This window comes from Streptomyces sp. DSM 118878, assembly GCF_052936595.1.
Genome location: NZ_CP193622.1, coordinates 1,637,896 through 1,652,814, shown reverse-complemented (window position 1 = coordinate 1,652,814; position 14,919 = coordinate 1,637,896). Strand labels below are relative to the sequence as shown.

General features: G+C 71.2%; 14 protein-coding genes and 2 pseudogenes. 9 read left to right on the top strand and 7 right to left on the bottom strand.

What is annotated here, in order from left to right:
* Positions 1-89: 89 nt before the first annotated feature.
* Positions 90-1,052 (top strand): electron transfer flavoprotein subunit alpha/FixB family protein, encoded by a 963-nt coding sequence (locus ACRAKF_RS06865; RefSeq protein ID WP_447036003.1) that lies wholly within the window; start codon positions 90-92, stop codon positions 1,050-1,052.
* Positions 1,053-1,111: 59 nt separating this feature from the next.
* Here the strand turns inward: ACRAKF_RS06865 and ACRAKF_RS06860 are convergent, their stop codons facing one another.
* Entirely contained in the window at positions 1,112-2,029 is a 918-nt protein-coding gene (locus tag ACRAKF_RS06860) for an endonuclease/exonuclease/phosphatase family protein (protein ID WP_447036002.1), read from the bottom strand.
* 242 nt (positions 2,030-2,271) lie between these two features.
* On the opposite strand from ACRAKF_RS06860, the gene ACRAKF_RS06855 reads away from it, so the two are divergent.
* A complete protein-coding gene (locus tag ACRAKF_RS06855) occupies positions 2,272-3,558 on the top strand; it encodes a DUF6986 family protein (RefSeq protein WP_447036000.1) in 1,287 nt (428 codons plus the stop codon).
* Here ACRAKF_RS06855 and ACRAKF_RS06850 read toward each other — a convergent pair.
* Entirely contained in the window at positions 3,511-5,082 is a 1,572-nt protein-coding gene (locus tag ACRAKF_RS06850; RefSeq protein ID WP_447035999.1) for an MFS transporter, read from the bottom strand. The genes ACRAKF_RS06855 and ACRAKF_RS06850 overlap by 48 nt on opposite strands.
* Positions 5,083-5,219: 137 nt before the next feature.
* On the opposite strand from ACRAKF_RS06850, the gene ACRAKF_RS06845 reads away from it, so the two are divergent.
* Positions 5,220-6,203 carry a TetR/AcrR family transcriptional regulator C-terminal domain-containing protein gene (locus tag ACRAKF_RS06845; protein ID WP_447035998.1) on the top strand — a complete coding sequence of 328 codons (984 nt, stop codon included), beginning with the start codon at positions 5,220-5,222 and terminating at the stop codon, positions 6,201-6,203.
* Here ACRAKF_RS06845 and ACRAKF_RS06840 read toward each other — a convergent pair.
* Positions 6,163-7,203 carry a LacI family DNA-binding transcriptional regulator gene (locus ACRAKF_RS06840; protein WP_447035997.1) on the bottom strand — a complete coding sequence of 347 codons (1,041 nt, stop codon included), beginning with the start codon at positions 7,201-7,203 and terminating at the stop codon, positions 6,163-6,165. The genes ACRAKF_RS06845 and ACRAKF_RS06840 overlap by 41 nt on opposite strands.
* Before the next feature lie 196 nt (positions 7,204-7,399).
* Between ACRAKF_RS06840 and ACRAKF_RS06835 the strand changes: the two genes are divergently transcribed.
* Positions 7,400-8,422, top strand: a complete 1,023-nt coding sequence (locus tag ACRAKF_RS06835; protein ID WP_447035995.1) for an ROK family protein — start codon at positions 7,400-7,402, stop codon at positions 8,420-8,422.
* Positions 8,423-8,529: 107 nt separating this feature from the next.
* Here the strand turns inward: ACRAKF_RS06835 and ACRAKF_RS06830 are convergent, their stop codons facing one another.
* Positions 8,530-10,632, bottom strand: a complete 2,103-nt coding sequence (locus ACRAKF_RS06830) for an NPCBM/NEW2 domain-containing protein (RefSeq protein ID WP_447035994.1) — start codon at positions 10,630-10,632, stop codon at positions 8,530-8,532.
* A gap of 115 nt (positions 10,633-10,747) precedes the next feature.
* Between ACRAKF_RS06830 and ACRAKF_RS06825 the strand changes: the two genes are divergently transcribed.
* Positions 10,748-10,966, top strand: a complete 219-nt coding sequence (locus tag ACRAKF_RS06825; RefSeq protein WP_447035993.1) for a hypothetical protein — start codon at positions 10,748-10,750, stop codon at positions 10,964-10,966.
* Between the two features lie 2 nt (positions 10,967-10,968).
* Here the strand turns inward: ACRAKF_RS06825 and ACRAKF_RS06820 are convergent, their stop codons facing one another.
* Positions 10,969-11,664 (bottom strand): GntR family transcriptional regulator, encoded by a 696-nt coding sequence (locus ACRAKF_RS06820; protein WP_447035992.1) that lies wholly within the window; start codon positions 11,662-11,664, stop codon positions 10,969-10,971.
* Positions 11,665-11,763: 99 nt separating this feature from the next.
* Here ACRAKF_RS06820 and ACRAKF_RS06815 point away from each other — a divergent pair, with 99 nt between their 5' ends.
* The 4 genes and pseudogenes from ACRAKF_RS06815 to ACRAKF_RS06800 form a co-directional block, all read left to right on the top strand.
* Positions 11,764-12,297, top strand: a complete 534-nt coding sequence (locus ACRAKF_RS06815; RefSeq protein ID WP_447035990.1) for a YbhB/YbcL family Raf kinase inhibitor-like protein — start codon at positions 11,764-11,766, stop codon at positions 12,295-12,297.
* Between the two features lie 50 nt (positions 12,298-12,347).
* A complete protein-coding gene (locus ACRAKF_RS06810; RefSeq protein ID WP_447035989.1) occupies positions 12,348-13,244 on the top strand; it encodes an SCO6745 family protein in 897 nt (298 codons plus the stop codon).
* Positions 13,245-13,259: 15 nt separating this feature from the next.
* Positions 13,260-13,343 (top strand): annotated as a pseudogene (locus ACRAKF_RS06805) (hypothetical protein); the annotation flags it as partial.
* A gap of 198 nt (positions 13,344-13,541) precedes the next feature.
* A pseudogene (locus tag ACRAKF_RS06800) lies at positions 13,542-13,778 on the top strand (carbohydrate ABC transporter permease); the annotation flags it as partial.
* A 167-nt stretch (positions 13,779-13,945) separates the two neighbouring features.
* Here the strand turns inward: ACRAKF_RS06800 and ACRAKF_RS06795 are convergent.
* Both ACRAKF_RS06795 and ACRAKF_RS06790 read right to left on the bottom strand, forming a co-directional pair.
* Positions 13,946-14,137 carry a CsbD family protein gene (locus ACRAKF_RS06795; protein WP_447035988.1) on the bottom strand — a complete coding sequence of 64 codons (192 nt, stop codon included), beginning with the start codon at positions 14,135-14,137 and terminating at the stop codon, positions 13,946-13,948.
* 123 nt (positions 14,138-14,260) lie between these two features.
* Positions 14,261-14,608, bottom strand: a complete 348-nt coding sequence (locus ACRAKF_RS06790) for an STAS domain-containing protein (protein WP_447035987.1) — start codon at positions 14,606-14,608, stop codon at positions 14,261-14,263.
* Positions 14,609-14,919 lie beyond the last annotated feature (311 nt).

Sequence of the window (14,919 nt, the reverse complement as noted above, 5' to 3'; positions counted from 1 at the left end):
GCGGCCGCCCGTCCAGGGCCGGCCCAGAGGCTCGAAGAGCCCGCCAACCGCCTCCCAGATTCTTCGCACTCGCAGGAGATTGAAGTCCCATGGCTGAAGTTCTCGTCTACGTCGACCACGTGGACGGCGCCGTCCGCAAGCCCACCCTTGAGCTGCTGACCCTGGCCCGTCGCATCGGCGAGCCCGTCGCCGTCGCCCTCGGTGCCGGCGCCGAGGCCACCGCCGCCACGCTCGCCGAGCACGGCGCGGTCAAGGTCCTCACCGCCGACGCCCCCGAGTTCGCCGACTACCTCGTCGTACCGAAGGTGGACGCGCTCCAGGCCGCGTACGAGGCCGTCTCCCCGGTCGCCGTGCTCGTGCCCTCCTCGGCCGAGGCCAAGGAGATCGCGGGCCGCCTCGCGGTCCGCATCAAGTCCGGCATCATCACCGACGCCATCGACCTGGAGGCCGGTGACGAGGGTCCGGTGGCCACGCAGTCCGTGTTCGCCGCCTCGTACACCACCAAGTCCCGCATCTCGCAGGGCACCCCGGTCATCACGGTCAAGCCGAACTCGGCCGCCGTCGAGGCCGCCCCGGCCGCGGGCACCGTCGAGGCCCTCGGCGTCTCGTTCTCCGAGAAGGCCACCGGCACCAAGGTCGTCGCGCGCACGCCGCGCGAGTCGACGGGACGCCCCGAGCTGACCGAGGCCGCGATCGTGGTCTCCGGCGGCCGTGGCGTCAACGGCGCCGAGAACTTCTCGATCATCGAGAACCTCGCCGACTCGCTCGGTGCCGCCGTCGGCGCCTCCCGCGCCGCCGTCGACGCCGGCTGGTACCCGCACTCCAACCAGGTGGGCCAGACCGGCAAGTCGGTCTCCCCGCAGCTGTACATCGCCTCCGGCATCTCCGGCGCGATCCAGCACCGCGCGGGCATGCAGACCTCGAAGACCATCGTGGCCATCAACAAGGACGCCGAGGCCCCGATCTTCGACCTGGTCGACTACGGCGTGGTCGGCGACCTCTTCGAGGTCGTCCCCGCGCTCACCGAAGAGGTCAAGACCCGCAAGGGCTGATCCCGTCGTGTGTACGAGGCCCCCGTCCCGCCCGTGTGGCGTGACGGGGGCCTCGCGCGTCACAGCGTCAGGGTCGCCTGCACCGGCAGATGGTCGCTCGGGTACTGCCCGCCGAGCGTGAACGTGTTCATCGACACGGCGTGGACCCGCGCCGTGGGCCGCGTCAGAATCCAGTCGATGCGGTTGCCGTTCGGCGTGAGCGGCTTGTAGCCGTGGTACGTGGCGTACGCCTTGCCCCGCTGCTTCGCCGCGTCCCAGGTGTCGACGAGACCGGCGCGCAGCAGCGTGTCGTGGACGACGTTCTTGTGGGCGGTGGCGTTGAAGTCGCCGGTCACGACGATGGGCAGGGAGGCGTTGAGGCGGCCGACGCGTTCGGCGATCAGCGTCGCCGAGCGGGCGCGCGCGTTCTGGCTGATGTGGTCCAGGTGCGTGTCGAGGACGTACAGCTGGCCGCCGGTGTTCAGGTCCTTGAAGCGGACCCAGGTGGCCATGCGGACCGAGCGGCCGCCCCAGGTGTTGGAGGCGATGACGTTCGGGGTGTCCGAGAGCCAGAAGTGCTCGTACTCCAGCGGGAGGAGCCTCTTGGTGTCGTAGAAGACCGCCATGAACTCGTCGCGGCTGCCGCCCCCGCTGCCCGTGCCGATCCAGTCGTAGTCCGCGCCGAGATCGGACTCGATGTCGCGGAGCTGCGAGTAGAGGCCCTCCTGGGTGCCGATGATGTGGGGCTTGGCGCGGAGCAGCAGCTCCTTGGTCACCGGGCGGCGCTGGGCCCAGGTGTGCGGCGGCTTGTCGCTCGCGAAGCGGAGGTTGAACGTCATGACCTCCAGGCGGGCCCCCGGTGCCTGCGCGCGGGGCCGCGCCCGCGCCGCGTACGCCGGACCGCCGGACAGTGCTCCGCCGGACAGGGGGAGCGCCGCTGCCGCGGCGAGCGCGGCCCGCAGACCGGTACGGCGCGAGAAGCGGGAGTCGATCGGCACACGGTCTCCTTCGGTTCGGGCCGCGCGGTCCTGGCCGTGGCCGCGCGGGGTTGGGGCCACACTGACCAAGAGGGCCGCCCGCGCGGTCCGGGACACGCGTGAACCGCCGCGGTCCGCTACGGATGCAGGACACGGAAGGGTGTTGACCAGCACCAAGGTCACGGATAACTTCGCTATACGGATTAATGATTCCGTGGAGCGGAAACGCCGGGCGCGGCACCGAGTGTGTGGAGGATGCAGCAATGGGTCAGCAAGAGCAGGTGGCGACGAGCCTCGCCGGCGCGGTCAGCGAGGGCATCAGCGCTTCCCTCGCCCCCGTGGACGCGGAGCTCGACCGCCGCTACCCCGGAGACCCCGGCACCCGCCAGCCCGTCCACACCGTCTACGTTCCCGGCGAGCAGTTCACCGCCGAAACCATCCGCGGCTGGGGCGACCAGGCGCTCGCCATGCTCGACGAGCACGCACCGGACGCCGCGACCCTCGCCTCGGTGCTCGGCCTGGGCGACGACCTCGCCGAAGCCGTCCACACGCGCGTGCGCGCCAAGCTGGAGCGCGAGCCGATCGAAGACCTGCGCATCGACTTCGAGGACGGCTACAAGGGCGCCGACGAGGACCAGGACGCCGCCCGCGCGGCCCGCCTGGTGGCCGAGGCCTACAAGAACGGCACGGCCGCCCCGTACATGGGCATCCGCATGAAGTGCATGGAGGCGGCCGTGCGCGACCGCGCCATCCGCACGCTCGACGTCTTCCTCTCCGGCCTCATGGAGGCGGGCGGCCTGCCCGACGGCCTCGTCCTCACGCTGCCCAAGGTGACCTACCCCGAGCAGGTCACCGCGATGGTGCGCCTCCTGGAGGCGTTCGAGAAGGCACGCGGCCTCGAAGCGGGGCGGATCGGCTTCGAGATACAGATCGAGACCAGCCAGTCCATCCTCGCCACCGACGGCACCGCCGCAGTCGCCCGCATGATCCAGGCCGCCGAGGGCCGCGCCACCGGCCTGCACTACGGCACCTTCGACTACAGCGCCTGCCTGGGCGTCAGCGCCGCCCACCAGGCCAGCGACCACCCGGCCGCCGACCACGCCAAAGCCGTCATGCAGGTCGCCGCGGCGGGCACCGGGGTGCGGGTGTCCGACGGCTCCACCAACGTCCTGCCCGTCGGCTCCACCGAGCAGATCCACGACGCCTGGCGGCTGCACCACGGCCTCACCCGGCGCGCCCTGGCCCGCGCCTACTACCAGGGCTGGGACATGCACCCCGGTCACCTCCCCACGCGCTACGCCGCCGTGTTCGCCTTCTACCGCGAGGGCTTCGAGGCCGCCGCCGCGCGCCTCGCCGCCTACGCCGGTCACCACGCGGGCGGCGCCGTCGCCGACGAGCCCGCCACCGCCAAGGCCCTCGCCGGATACCTGCTGCGCGGCCTGGACTGCGGCGCCCTCGACGCGGGCGAGGTCACCCGTCTCACCGGTCTGACCCTGGCCCGGCTACAGGGCTTCGCCGGCCCGCGCCGCGGCGACCTCACGGGCAAGTGATTCCGCCCGCTGCTTCGTCGTGCCCGCACCCCTCAGCCAGGTGAACGAGAAGAGGGCGGCCGCGGCCATGACGACGGCCGCGCCGACGGCCGCGAAGGCCATCCCGTGTGTGAAGGCGTCGCGTGCGGCCGCCAGAACGGCAGTGGCGGTCTCGTCGGGCAGTCGGGCCGCGACGGCCGTCGCGCCGCCCAGCGTTTCCCGTACGGCTTCGGCCTGCGGCACGCCGGAGGGCAGCGCGTCGGCCATGTCCCGGCTGTAGACCGCTGCCCCGATGGACCCGAGGATCGCCATGCCCAGCGCTCCGCCCAGCTCCTGGCCGGACTCCAGCACGGCCGCGGCCGATCCGGCGCGCTTCGGTGGGGCCGCGCCGAGGGCGAGTTCGTTGGCGAGGGTCATGGCGGCGACCAGGCCGCCCGCGTACAGGGAGGCGCCGACGAGGGTGGACCAGAGAGCCGAGTCGGCGCGTATCTGGCTCAGCCAGAGGAATCCGCAGGCGGAGAGGAGGAAGCCGCCACCCATGACGTACGCGCGGTCCACGCGCTGTGCGAGCACGGCTCCGGTCGGGGCCATGACGGCCACTCCAGCGGCCGGTACCAGGCTCCACAGCGCGGCGTTGAACGGGCTCCGGCCGAGGACGGACTGCAGATACTGGGTGAGGAAGACGGCCATCCCGACCGTGGCGAACATCGCGAGGAGGTTGGCGAACACCGGGCCGCCGAAGTCGCGCCGGCCGACCAGGCCGAGGTCGATCATCGGATGAGTGAGGCGCTTTTGCCGTCGCACGAAGACGAAGCCGAGCAGGAGCCCCACGCTGATGCCGAGAGCGGGCAGCGGCTCGTACCCGTCCCGGGCCCACTCCTTGATGCCGTAGATGACCATGAGCAAAGCGCCGAGGGACAGCGCCGCGCTCAGCAGGTCGAAGCGCCCGCGCTTCGCCGCCTTGAACTCCGGCACCAGGAAGGGCACCAGCACGAGCAGCAGCACCATCGCGGGCAGGTTGATCAGGAAGACCGCACCCCACCAGAAGTGCTCCAGCAGCAGCCCGCTGACCACGGGCCCCAGAGAAATGCCCGTCGTCATGACAGCCGTCCACAGGGTCACCGCCTTGCCACGCTGCTTCTCGTCGTGGAAGAGGTTGCGGATCAGCGCGAGAGTCGAGGGCATCAGAGCGGCGCCGCCCAGGCCCAGCAGTGCCCGTACGGCGATGAGCAGTTCAGCCGTGTGCGCGTACGCGGCGGCGGCCGAGGCCGCTCCGAAGACCACCGCTCCCGCGAGCACCAACGCGCGCCGTCCGACCCGGTCGCCGAGCGCACCCATCGTGATGAGCAGCCCGGCGAGGACGAAGCCGTATATGTCGAGGATCCACAACTGCTGCGTCGCGCTGGGCTCCAGATCGTGACTCACGTAGGGGATCGCGAAGTACAGGACCGAGATGTCCATCGAGACGAGGAGCAGGGGCAGCATCAGGACGCCGAGGGCGGTCCATTCCTTGCGCCCCGCGCGGGGGCCGGTGGGATTCTCCATGGCGGCAGGCAACCGGGAGCGCGGCGTACACCGCAAACACATGCCTAGTGCACTCCGCCATCTCACCGTCATCTCACGGTGGTGAGCAGCCTGAACGCGGCCTGAATGCCAGGTGAGTGCACTAGTACAGTGCACTCATGGCCCTGGAACCGCCCTACCTCCGCATCGCCGGCGACATCCGCCGGCGTATCGCCTCGGGTGAGCTCGCGCCCGGTACCCGAGTTCCTTCCACCCGGCGCATCACCCAGGAGTGGGGCGTCGCGATGGCGACCGCGACGAAGGCGCTCGCCACCCTGAATCAGGAAGGCCTGGTGCGGGCCGTGCCCGGCGTCGGCACCGTGGTCGCCGAGCCGGGACGAGAGAGGCCCGCGACTCCCCGCCACGGACTCACCCGGGATCGCATCGTCCGCGCCGCGATCGCTCTCGTCGACACCGAAGGGCTCGCCGCGCTCTCCATGCGCCGCGTCGCCACCGACTTCGGCGTCTCCACCATGGCGCTCTACCGCCACGTCCCGAACAAGGGCGAGCTCGTACGCCTGATGTCGGAGGCGGTGTTCGACGGAGAACCACCGGGGCCGCGACCGCCCGGCTGGCGTGAGCAACTGGAACGGGAGGCGCGGTGGTTGTGGGGCCGGTACCAGCGGCATCCCTGGCTGGCGCGGGCCATGGCCGCTCTCACCCGGCCGATGGCCTCACCCCACGCGATGCGCTACACCGAGCGGGTCCTCAGCGCCCTGAACGGCCTCGGGCTGACACCGAACCAGATCATCCACGTCCACCTCGCTCTTCTGGGGTACGCCCAAGGCGTCGCGGCGGCCGTCGAACTGGAGTCGCAGGCCCGGCAGGACACCGGAATGACCTCCGAGGAGTGGATGGCCACCAACGAACCGCGGTGGGAGACGATCCAGGCCGCCGGGTCCTACCCGACCCTCTCGACTCTCTTCGCCCAGGAGGAGTTCGACCTCGAACTCGTCACGCTCTTCGAATTCGGGCTCGCGCGGATGCTGGACGGAGTCGCCTCGCTCATCGAGAAGACCGGAGGCCAGGACCGATCACCGGCCCATTTGCCCCCCGCGCTCCTCAGCCCGCGGGCGGCAGCTCGCCCGAGCCGCGCTGGATGAGCCGCGTCGGCAGCTCGACCCGCTCCGGAGCCCCGGACGCGCCGTCGAGCTGCCGGAAGAGCCGCTCCGCCGCCGTCCTGCCGAGCTGCGCCGCGTCCTGCGCGACGACGGTCACGCCGGGGTCGAGCAGATCCGCGAGCTCGATGTCGTCGAAGCCGACCAGGGCCACGGGGCGGTCGAGAGCGGCCAGGACCCGTACGACCGTCACGGTCACCCGGTTGTTGCCCGCGAAGATCGCCGTCACGGGATCGGGGCCGCCCAGCATCTTCTCGGCCGCCGTCCGCACCCGCTCCGGATCGGTCACGCCGAGCGAGACCCACGCCTCGTCGACGGGGATCTCCGCGTCCTCCATCGCGGCACGGTAGCCGCGCAGCCGCTCTATCGCGGTGTGGATGCGCGGCTGGTCACCGATGAAGCCGATGCGGCGGTGCCCGTGCCCGATGAGGTGCGCCACGCCGTCCCGCGCCCCGCCGAAGCTGTCGGAGAGCACCGCGTCGGCGTCGATCTTCCCGGCGGGCCGGTCGACGAAGACGGTCGCGACACCGGCGGCGATCTCCGGCTCCAGGTAACGGTGGTCGTCACCGGCCGGGATGATCACCAGGCCGTCGACCCGGCGTGCGCAGAGCGCGAGTACCAGCTCCTGCTCGCGGTCCGGGTCCTCGGCGCTGGACCCGTTGATGAGCAACGCCCCGTGCGCCCGCGCGACCTCCTCGACCGCGCGGCTCAGCGGGCCGTAGAACGGGTCGGCGAGGTCCTCCAGGACGAGCCCGATGCTGGCGGTGCGGCCCTTGCGCAGCACGCGCGCGCTGTCGTTGCGCCGGAAGCCGAGCGCCTCGATGGCCTCCTGCACGCGGCGTTCGGTGTCGGGGGTGACGCCCGGTTCGCCGTTCACGACGCGGGAGACCGTCTTCAGGCCGACTCCCGCACGTGCGGCGACGTCCTTCATGGTGGGACGGTTGCCGTAGCGGCCGGCGGGTCGTCGGGCGGCGGTCTCTGCCACGGTGCGCTGTCCTGTCCTGTCGTCACTGGGTGGTCACTGGGTGGACCATGGGCGGCCCCTGGGGCGTCCGTGGGGCGTCCGCGGGTCCTCCATGGGGGTGTGGCGTCGAGCATAGGGCCTGGACAACGTTGTCAGATGCGAGGGAGACTGACCTTCGCACTCTCCGGCCTGCTCATACACAGGAGACCCGACACAGATGCACATGGACCTCGTCGCCGCACTCGACATCGGCGGCACCAAGATCGCCGGCGCCCTGGTGGACCGCGGGGGGCGCATACTGCTGCGCACCCAGCGGCCGACGCCCGCGCGCGAGGACGGCGACACGGTGATGCGGACGGTCGAGGAGGTCCTCGGCGAGCTGACCTCCAGCGGACTGTGGGGCAGAGCGTCCGCCGTCGGCATCGGCAGCGCGGGCCCGGTGGACGCGTCGGCCGGCACGGTCAGCCCCGTCAACGTCCCCGGCTGGCGCGGCTACCCCCTCGTCGAACGGGTCCGAGCGGCGACCGGCGGCCTCCCCGTCGAACTGGTCGGCGATGGCGTGGCCATGACCGCGGCCGAACACTGGCAGGGCGCCGCCCGGGGCCACGACAACGCGCTCTGCCTGGTCGTCTCCACGGGCGTGGGCGGCGGCCTCGTCCTCGGCGGCAAGCTCCGCCCCGGGCCCACGGGGAACGCCGGTCACATCGGTCACATCAGCGTCGACCTCGACGGCGACCCCTGCCCGTGCGGTGCCCGCGGCTGCGTCGAACGCATCGCCAGCGGCCCGAACATCGCGCGCCGCGCCGTGGAGGGCGGCTGGCTCCCCGGCCCCGACGGCGACGCCTCGGCGGCGGCGGTGGCCGACGCCGCCCGCGCGGGCGACCCGGTGGCCATCGCCTCCTTCGAACGCGCGGCCAAGGCACTCGCCGCCGGTATCGCCGCCACGGCCACGCTCGTCGAGATCGACATCGCGGTGATCGGCGGGGGAGTGGGCAAGGCGGGCGACGTCCTGTTCACTCCCCTGCGCCGGTCGCTGCGCGAGTACGCCACGCTGTCCTTCGTACGGGGCCTCACCGTGGCGCCCGCGCTGATGGGAACGGACGCGGGACTGGTGGGAGCGGCCGCGGCGGCGCTCAGCGGTGGGGCGAGTGGCGGGGCGAGTGGTGGGGCGAGTGGTGGGGCGAGCGGGGCGAGTGGGGCGACGGAGACGGTGGGGGTGCGGTCCGCTGTAGGGGGCTGACACATGTGGGCCTGGGGCACATACGAGTGTGCCCGGGTCACATACGAGACCCGGGCACACATGTAACTCGGTCACATCGCAGCCGCCACGCTCAGCCGCCGCCACGCTCAGCAGCTGAGTGTCGCCTCCGCCCAGTCCGCGTGGTCCGAGTCTCCGCCGTCACCGCCGTCCGTGACGACGAGGCGTACGACCTGTGCGCCGCTCACGTCGGCCGACAGTTCCTGTGCCGGCATGGCGTTGGTGAGGACGCCGGTGGAGGCGACCTTCTTGGTGTCCGCCCAGATCTCGAAGGCGACCGTCCCCCGCGTCAGCTTCTCGTCGTCGACGCCGACGGCGGCCGTGACCTTCTCGCAGGCCGCGCCCGCGTAGTACTCGACGCTGCTCGGCGCGTGGACGCCGAGGCCCTTGGCGTAGGTGGTGCCGCCGATGGTGAGCGGGTTGCCGTCGCCCGCGGCGTTCTCGCCGTTGCTGGTGTTGCGTTCCACGGGGCCCCAGCCGTTGAACGCCGAGATCCACGGCAGGTCGCCGAGCGCGGAGCTGCCCGCGGGTGGCGCGACGACGACGTTCGCCGTCAACGGCAGCACGTGCTCGGCCCGGGTGCCCTGCGGTGAGCGGTAGGTGACCTTCAGGGTGAGGTCGTACGCCCCCGGGGACGTGCCCGCGGGCGCGGTGACCGCCCAGGCCGTGGTGAGTTGTTTGCCCGTACGCAGCGAGCCCGCGGTGGTGGACGAGGTCGCCTTCAGGCGCCAGCCGGAGGGTCCGGCGAGCGTGACGGAGACCCGGTGCGCGGAGGTGCGGCCGAGGTTGGTGACCTCGGAGGTGAGCACCGTCCGCTTGCCGGCCTCCACCATCGCCGCGCCTCGCGCGCCGAGTTCGACGGCCGGCGGCTGCTTCGCCCACTCGCCGTCGGCCGCGACGCGCAGCAGGACGGTGCCGTGCGCGGGCACGGTCGCCGAGATGCGGCCCGCGGTGTTGTAGCTCTTGTGCCGCCACAGATCGCGCATCGTGTACCCGTCGGCGTCCCGCAGGCCGACCGCCTTCGCGGTCGTGGAGATGGACTGGGCGGTACCGGTCTCGTTGAACAGGGCGACGGCACGGCTGCCGTCCTTCATCTCCTTGGCCACGACCCAGCGCCCGTCCTGCGACGAGAGCACCTCGCCCTGCCTGCCCAGCGGGTCCTGGTCGACGGCGATGACCTCTTCGTTCCCGAGGATCTCGAAGGTCTCGGGAGAGGCCTTGCGCAGGTCGGAGCCGATGAGCAGCGGCGAGGCCATGATCGACCACATCGAGAAGTGGGTGCGGTACTCGGTGTCGGTCATGCCGCCGTTGCCGACCTCCAGCATGTCCGGGTCGTTCCAGCGCCCGGGCCCGGCGTACTTCGCGAGCGGCAGGTTCTGCTTCATGATCGACAGCATGGAGCCCCAGCTGTCGCTGATGTCACCGGTGGTGCGCCACAGGTGCCCGACGTCGGCCGCCCACTCCCAGGGTTTGTTCTCGCCCCACTCGCAGATGCTGTAGACGATGGGCCGTCCGGTGGCCTCGGAGGCGTCCCTCAGCGCGTCGCGCATCGCGGTGTACCGCTGCTTGGCGTCGACGCCCTGGTTGTTGCAGTTGTCGTACTTGAGGTAGTCGACGCCCCACTCCGCGAACTGCCGGGCGTCGCTGCGCTCATGGCCGAGCGCGCCGGGGAAGCCCGCGGAGTTGCAGGTCTTGGTGCCCGCGCTGGTGTAGATGCCGAGTTTCAGACCCTTGCCGTGGACGTAGTCGGCGACGGCTTTGATCCCCTGCGGGAAGCGCTTGGGGTCGGGCACCAGCTTGCCGTTCGCGTCACGCTCGGGCAGGGCCCAGCAGTCGTCGAGGTTGACGTATTCGTAGCCCGCGTCCTTCAGGCCCTTCTCGACGAAGATGTCCGCGATTCCCTTGACCATCGCCTCGTCGAACTCGGCTCTGCAGTGCGTGGCGTTCCAGTTGTTGAAGCCCATGGGCGGGGTGGCCGCCAGGCCGTCGGGGAGCTTTACGCCGGGGCCGGCGGCTGCCTGCTTCACGCCGGGGCCGGCGGCGGCCCGCGCCGCGGGGGTGTCGGGGGTGGCGGACCGCTCGCCGCCGTCACGCGCGACGGCTGGAGCGGCGAGCCCGCCCGCACACAGCAACACCGCGGCCAGCGATCCGACCACTCTTCGGCCGGTGGTACGACATGGGAGATGACGCATCGTTACGTTCCTCCGTACGCGCTCAAGGTGAGGGTATGCATGTACGTGTCACGCGGTGCGCGCTTACGGTAGGCCGTGTTGGACTCTGTTGGAAGGGGAGCGAAGGGGAGGGGGCATGGCGCAGTCATCGTTCAGCGCCACACCGGACGACGTCCTCACGCGGTTTCTCCTGGGCCCTGTTCTCCCGAAGCTGCCGCAAAGTGACAAGTGGCCGAAGCGGCTCACCGACGCCGACCGGCGGGCTCTGGCCCCGTTGTTCTGGACCCCCGTGAACCCCTACGGCCGGTTCGAGCCGGACAGGAAAGCTCACCTCGACCTCGCTGCTGTGGCGTAAGCCTAGGTGGCCTGGCCTGGATCGTCGGTCAGAGCAGCCGCGGTCAAAGTGAGGTGCTGGACCAGGACGGCGGCTGCGGTGTCGGCGTCGCGGGCCAACACCGCCTCCTCCAGCCTGCGGTGTTCCTTGGCGCCGTCCCGGTCGGGGTTGCGGTGCGCCGACCAACGGCGGGCCAGCTCACTCTGGGTCCACAACCGGTCGAAGGTCTCCAGCAGCGCGCGGTTGCCACACCCCTCCAGCAACGTGCGGTGGAAGGCTCTGTGCGCTTCGGCCCAAGCGCCGGTGTAGTACTCGCTCTCCTCCGGCGCGTATGCCGGAGTGCGCACCAGACGATGGTGGGCGGCCCGCACGCGGGCCTCCCAGTCGACGTCGCCGCGCTCGATGGACATGCGTAGTACGACCGGTTCGACGGTCCGACGGGCTTCCGCGATCTCCTGCCAGCGGCGGTCGGAGAAGGACGGGACGGCGAAACCGCGGTTGGGCAGCCGGTCGGCGAGCCCCTCGCCGACCACCCGCACGAGCGCCTCGCGCACCACAGCCAGGCTCACGCCCTGCTCCTTGGCGAGATCCTGCGGCTTGAGAGGGGCGCCAGGGAGGTGGTCCCCACGCATGATCGCGTCCCGCAGGTGTGCGTAGACCTGCTCGGAAAGCATCTGCTTCCCCGGCGGGGCCGAGGAGTGCGCCATCTGATGATCCATGAGCCCATCCTAGATGTTCCCCGAGATAATCGATTATCAGTGTTATGGTCGATTCAGTAGTGGATGAGGACGTCCTCGTCCCGGAAAGGAACGACCGCTGTGCCTGCCAACGACCCCTTCGCCCGCCTCCCTCGGGCGGCCTCGTTCACCGTCACCAGCACCACCGTCACCGACGGCGCCGCGTGGCCGCCCGAGCAGCACTCCTCCGGCCTGCCCGGCGGGAAGGACACATCCCCGCAGCTGTCCTGGAGCGGCGCCCCGGACGGCACCAAGAGCTATGCCGTCACCGTCTACGACCCCGACGCCCCCACCGGGTCCGGGTTCTGGCACTGGGCGGTCGCCGACATCCCTGCCACCGTCACCGAGCTGCCCGAGGGCGCCGGCGACGACACCGGCTCACAGTTGCCCGAGGGCGCCTACCAGTTGCCCAACGACGCCCGCGTGGCCCGCTACATCGGCGCCGCCCCGCCGGCCGGACACGGCCCGCACCGTTATTTCGTCGTCGTGCACGCCCTCGACATCCCCTCGACAGGCGTCCCGGCCGACGCCACACCGGCCGTCCTCGGCTTCACCATGGCCGGTCACACCCTTGGACGCGCGGTGTTGACCGCCACCGCTGAAACACCCGCCTGACAGCGCCACCCGCCTGACAGCGCCACCCGACTCCAGGAGAGACCACCGCCATGCACCTCGATGCCCTTCCCGACTCCGCCCGTACCGGCGACGGCCCGATGGACCTGAACGCCGTCCGTGATGTCAGCCGCGCCATCAGCGCCGCTCACCTGTTCATATATCTCGTCCCCGAGACCGCCGAGGAGGCGGCCGAGCTCGGCGTGACCGACCGCGGGGCGACGTATCTGGCCTTCCGGTCGGCCGCGATGGGCGCAGTTCCGTGGCAGGTCACGCTCGCGGCCTTCTACAATTTCAGCCCGCGGGCAGCGCGGGCCATGGCGGGCGTATGGGACGCCGCGCCGCCCGAGCGGTGGCAGGCCGCCCGCTTCCTGGCCGCCGGCCGGGCGATGCGGCGCGTCGACGTACCTCTCATCGACGACCACCTTGCCGAGGCGCGCTCGCTGATCGACCCGGTTCTCGCCGGTGCCGATTACGCCGGCAAGGTGCTGGCCGCCGCGAACGCCTCGGTCGCGCTTCCCACCGATCCTCTCGTCGCACTCTGGCAGCAGATCACGGTGGCGCGCGAGTGGCGCGGCGACGCCCATCTCGTCGTACTCGCCGACAACGGCCTCGGGCCGTGCGACTGTCTCGTTCTGCACACCGCGACCGGCCGCCTCCCGGCGGCTCTGGCGCGAGCGACCCGCCGGTGGGACGACGAGGAGTGGAGCGCGGCGACGGCACGCCTCGTCGCGCGCGGCTGGCTCGACTCCCACGGCGTGGTCACCGACGCCGGCAGCGCGGCGCGCGAGCGCATCGAAGTGGAGACAGACCGGCACTGCGCCGCGCTATGGGCACCGATCGGCAACGCAGGCGCCCGCCGCTTCGCCTCGCTCATCGCGCCGATCACCAACGCATTCACCGCAGCAGGGACGTTTCAGGCCGTTCGCGGACAGTCTGATCTCGCGTAAACGGTCCTTTCCCAGATCACGCAAGAGCGGGCGAGGTGCGCGGCCGCACCGGGATCGCCGTGCCGCTCGCGCGGCGGCGCGGTCGCCGGGACGTACCACATCGGCCGGTTCACCAAGGTGCCCCGGCCCGCGAAGCTCCCGCGGGTCCAGACCCCGGCCGACCGCGGGCCGGGGCAGCCGTGGCGGTCCACTCCCGGCTCGACGCCCTTGCCGAGCACGGCGTCCCGCGAGAGAAGGTCTTCAGTCAAGGCCCTGATTACACGCTCGGACGGGCATGGTCGTCACGGACAGGACGCGGTGGAGGCACCGTTCGACGGATTCCTCAGCGCCGACAAGGCCAAGAACGCTGCTCCAGGGAACCGCCCCTTCTTCGCGCCCCTGTTCGCGCCCCTGCCGCTCGCCGTCTACGCCTCGCTGCGGCCGTACGAGGAGACGGCGGAGCGCGGCTACTTCTCCTGGCCGGACCGGCTCTCCTTCGGTAACTACCGCGAGGCCTACACCGAATCCGGTACGGGCACGTACTTCACCAATACGTCGGCGTGGCCGACCGCACGGGCGAGTGGCGGCTGACGTAGAACCGTTCCCCGGGCGCCGGACACAGCCGTGCCCCCGGCGTGCGGACACTGTGGGGAAACGTGTCGCGCGGCAGGGGGCACGAGAGGGCCGTAGGAGCCGGAGGACCGGCAGGCCGAGGGGCAGCGTCAGGAGTCGTCGCGCTTCATCGAGCCCCGCACGCCCTTGGCCTTGTCACGGGCGGAGCCCATGGCGTCCTTGGCCTCGCCCTTGGCGCGGTCCGCCTTGCCCTCGGCCGCGCGCCGGTCGTCACCGGTGACCTTGCCGGCCATCTCCTTGCCCTTGCCCTTGAGCTTGTCCATGCCACCACGTTCACCCATGACTACTCCTCTGATCGCACTGGGTGTTACGTGCTCAACGTAAGACGGCGTGTCGCGGCGCGCGCGTTCAACCGTCACCCTGTGTGACGGTGGCTGTCGCGGGCCGGGGGCAGCGGTCGCCGGCTACTCCTCCTCCGGAGCCAGCAGAGCCGCGCGCAAGGTCGGGGCGGGGGCGAGGACTTCGGTGAGGTGCGTCAGGCGCAGCATGCGCAGGGTCAGCGCGTTCGTGCAGACGATGCGCATCGTGCCGCCCCGGCCCGTCACGCGGCGGTGCACCCGCGTCAGCAGGGAGATTCCGGAGCAGTCGAAGAAGGTGACCTCACTGAGGTCGATGATCACGACCGCTTCGGGTCCGGCGGCCACGGCGTCCAGCAACGGGAACGTGCGCTGATACGTCACGAGGTCGATCTCGCCGTGCAATTCGACGACGATGGCGCGGTCGATTCCGTACACCCGGGGCGGCCGATTCATCTCGTCGCAGATATATTCGCTCAGTTCACTCTGCCGCATCCATACCCCCAGTGTCGGTGCCGCTCTGCCCTGGGGCGGGCAGCTCGACGGGAATGCCTCTGCAGGCCACCGGGGACTAGGGCGGCTATCCGGGTGACGCTAGCGGGGACTTGGGTGTTCTGGAGTGAGGGAACGATTCATGAAAGCCCGGTACCACGCCTTGGGGTGAACTTGGCGCCAATCGCTTGACATGGTTTCCGGCTGCAGAGTTGCCCCTCTGGCAGCGCTTGGTTTCCGTGGCAGGGTGTTGCGGGCAAGCCACAGGGGGCCGA

Bases quoted from the DNA above. Each gene is read 5' to 3' on its own strand.
- ACRAKF_RS06830 (WP_447035994.1), bottom strand. From the start codon at position 10,632: ATGCGTCATCTCCCATGTCGTACCACCGGCCGAAGAGTGGTCGGATCG.
- ACRAKF_RS06810 (WP_447035989.1), top strand. From the start codon at position 12,348: ATGCACCTCGATGCCCTTCCCGACTCCGCCCGTACCGGCGACGGCCCG.
- ACRAKF_RS06835 (WP_447035995.1), top strand. From the start codon at position 7,400: ATGCACATGGACCTCGTCGCCGCACTCGACATCGGCGGCACCAAGATC.
- ACRAKF_RS06825 (WP_447035993.1), top strand. From the start codon at position 10,748: ATGGCGCAGTCATCGTTCAGCGCCACACCGGACGACGTCCTCACGCGG.
- ACRAKF_RS06820 (WP_447035992.1), bottom strand. From the start codon at position 11,664: ATGGATCATCAGATGGCGCACTCCTCGGCCCCGCCGGGGAAGCAGATG.
- ACRAKF_RS06865 (WP_447036003.1), top strand. From the start codon at position 90: ATGGCTGAAGTTCTCGTCTACGTCGACCACGTGGACGGCGCCGTCCGC.
- ACRAKF_RS06795 (WP_447035988.1), bottom strand. From the start codon at position 14,137: ATGGGTGAACGTGGTGGCATGGACAAGCTCAAGGGCAAGGGCAAGGAG.
- ACRAKF_RS06845 (WP_447035998.1), top strand. From the start codon at position 5,220: ATGGCCCTGGAACCGCCCTACCTCCGCATCGCCGGCGACATCCGCCGG.
- ACRAKF_RS06790 (WP_447035987.1), bottom strand. From the start codon at position 14,608: ATGAATCGGCCGCCCCGGGTGTACGGAATCGACCGCGCCATCGTCGTC.
- ACRAKF_RS06855 (WP_447036000.1), top strand. From the start codon at position 2,272: ATGGGTCAGCAAGAGCAGGTGGCGACGAGCCTCGCCGGCGCGGTCAGC.
- ACRAKF_RS06850 (WP_447035999.1), bottom strand. From the start codon at position 5,082: ATGGAGAATCCCACCGGCCCCCGCGCGGGGCGCAAGGAATGGACCGCC.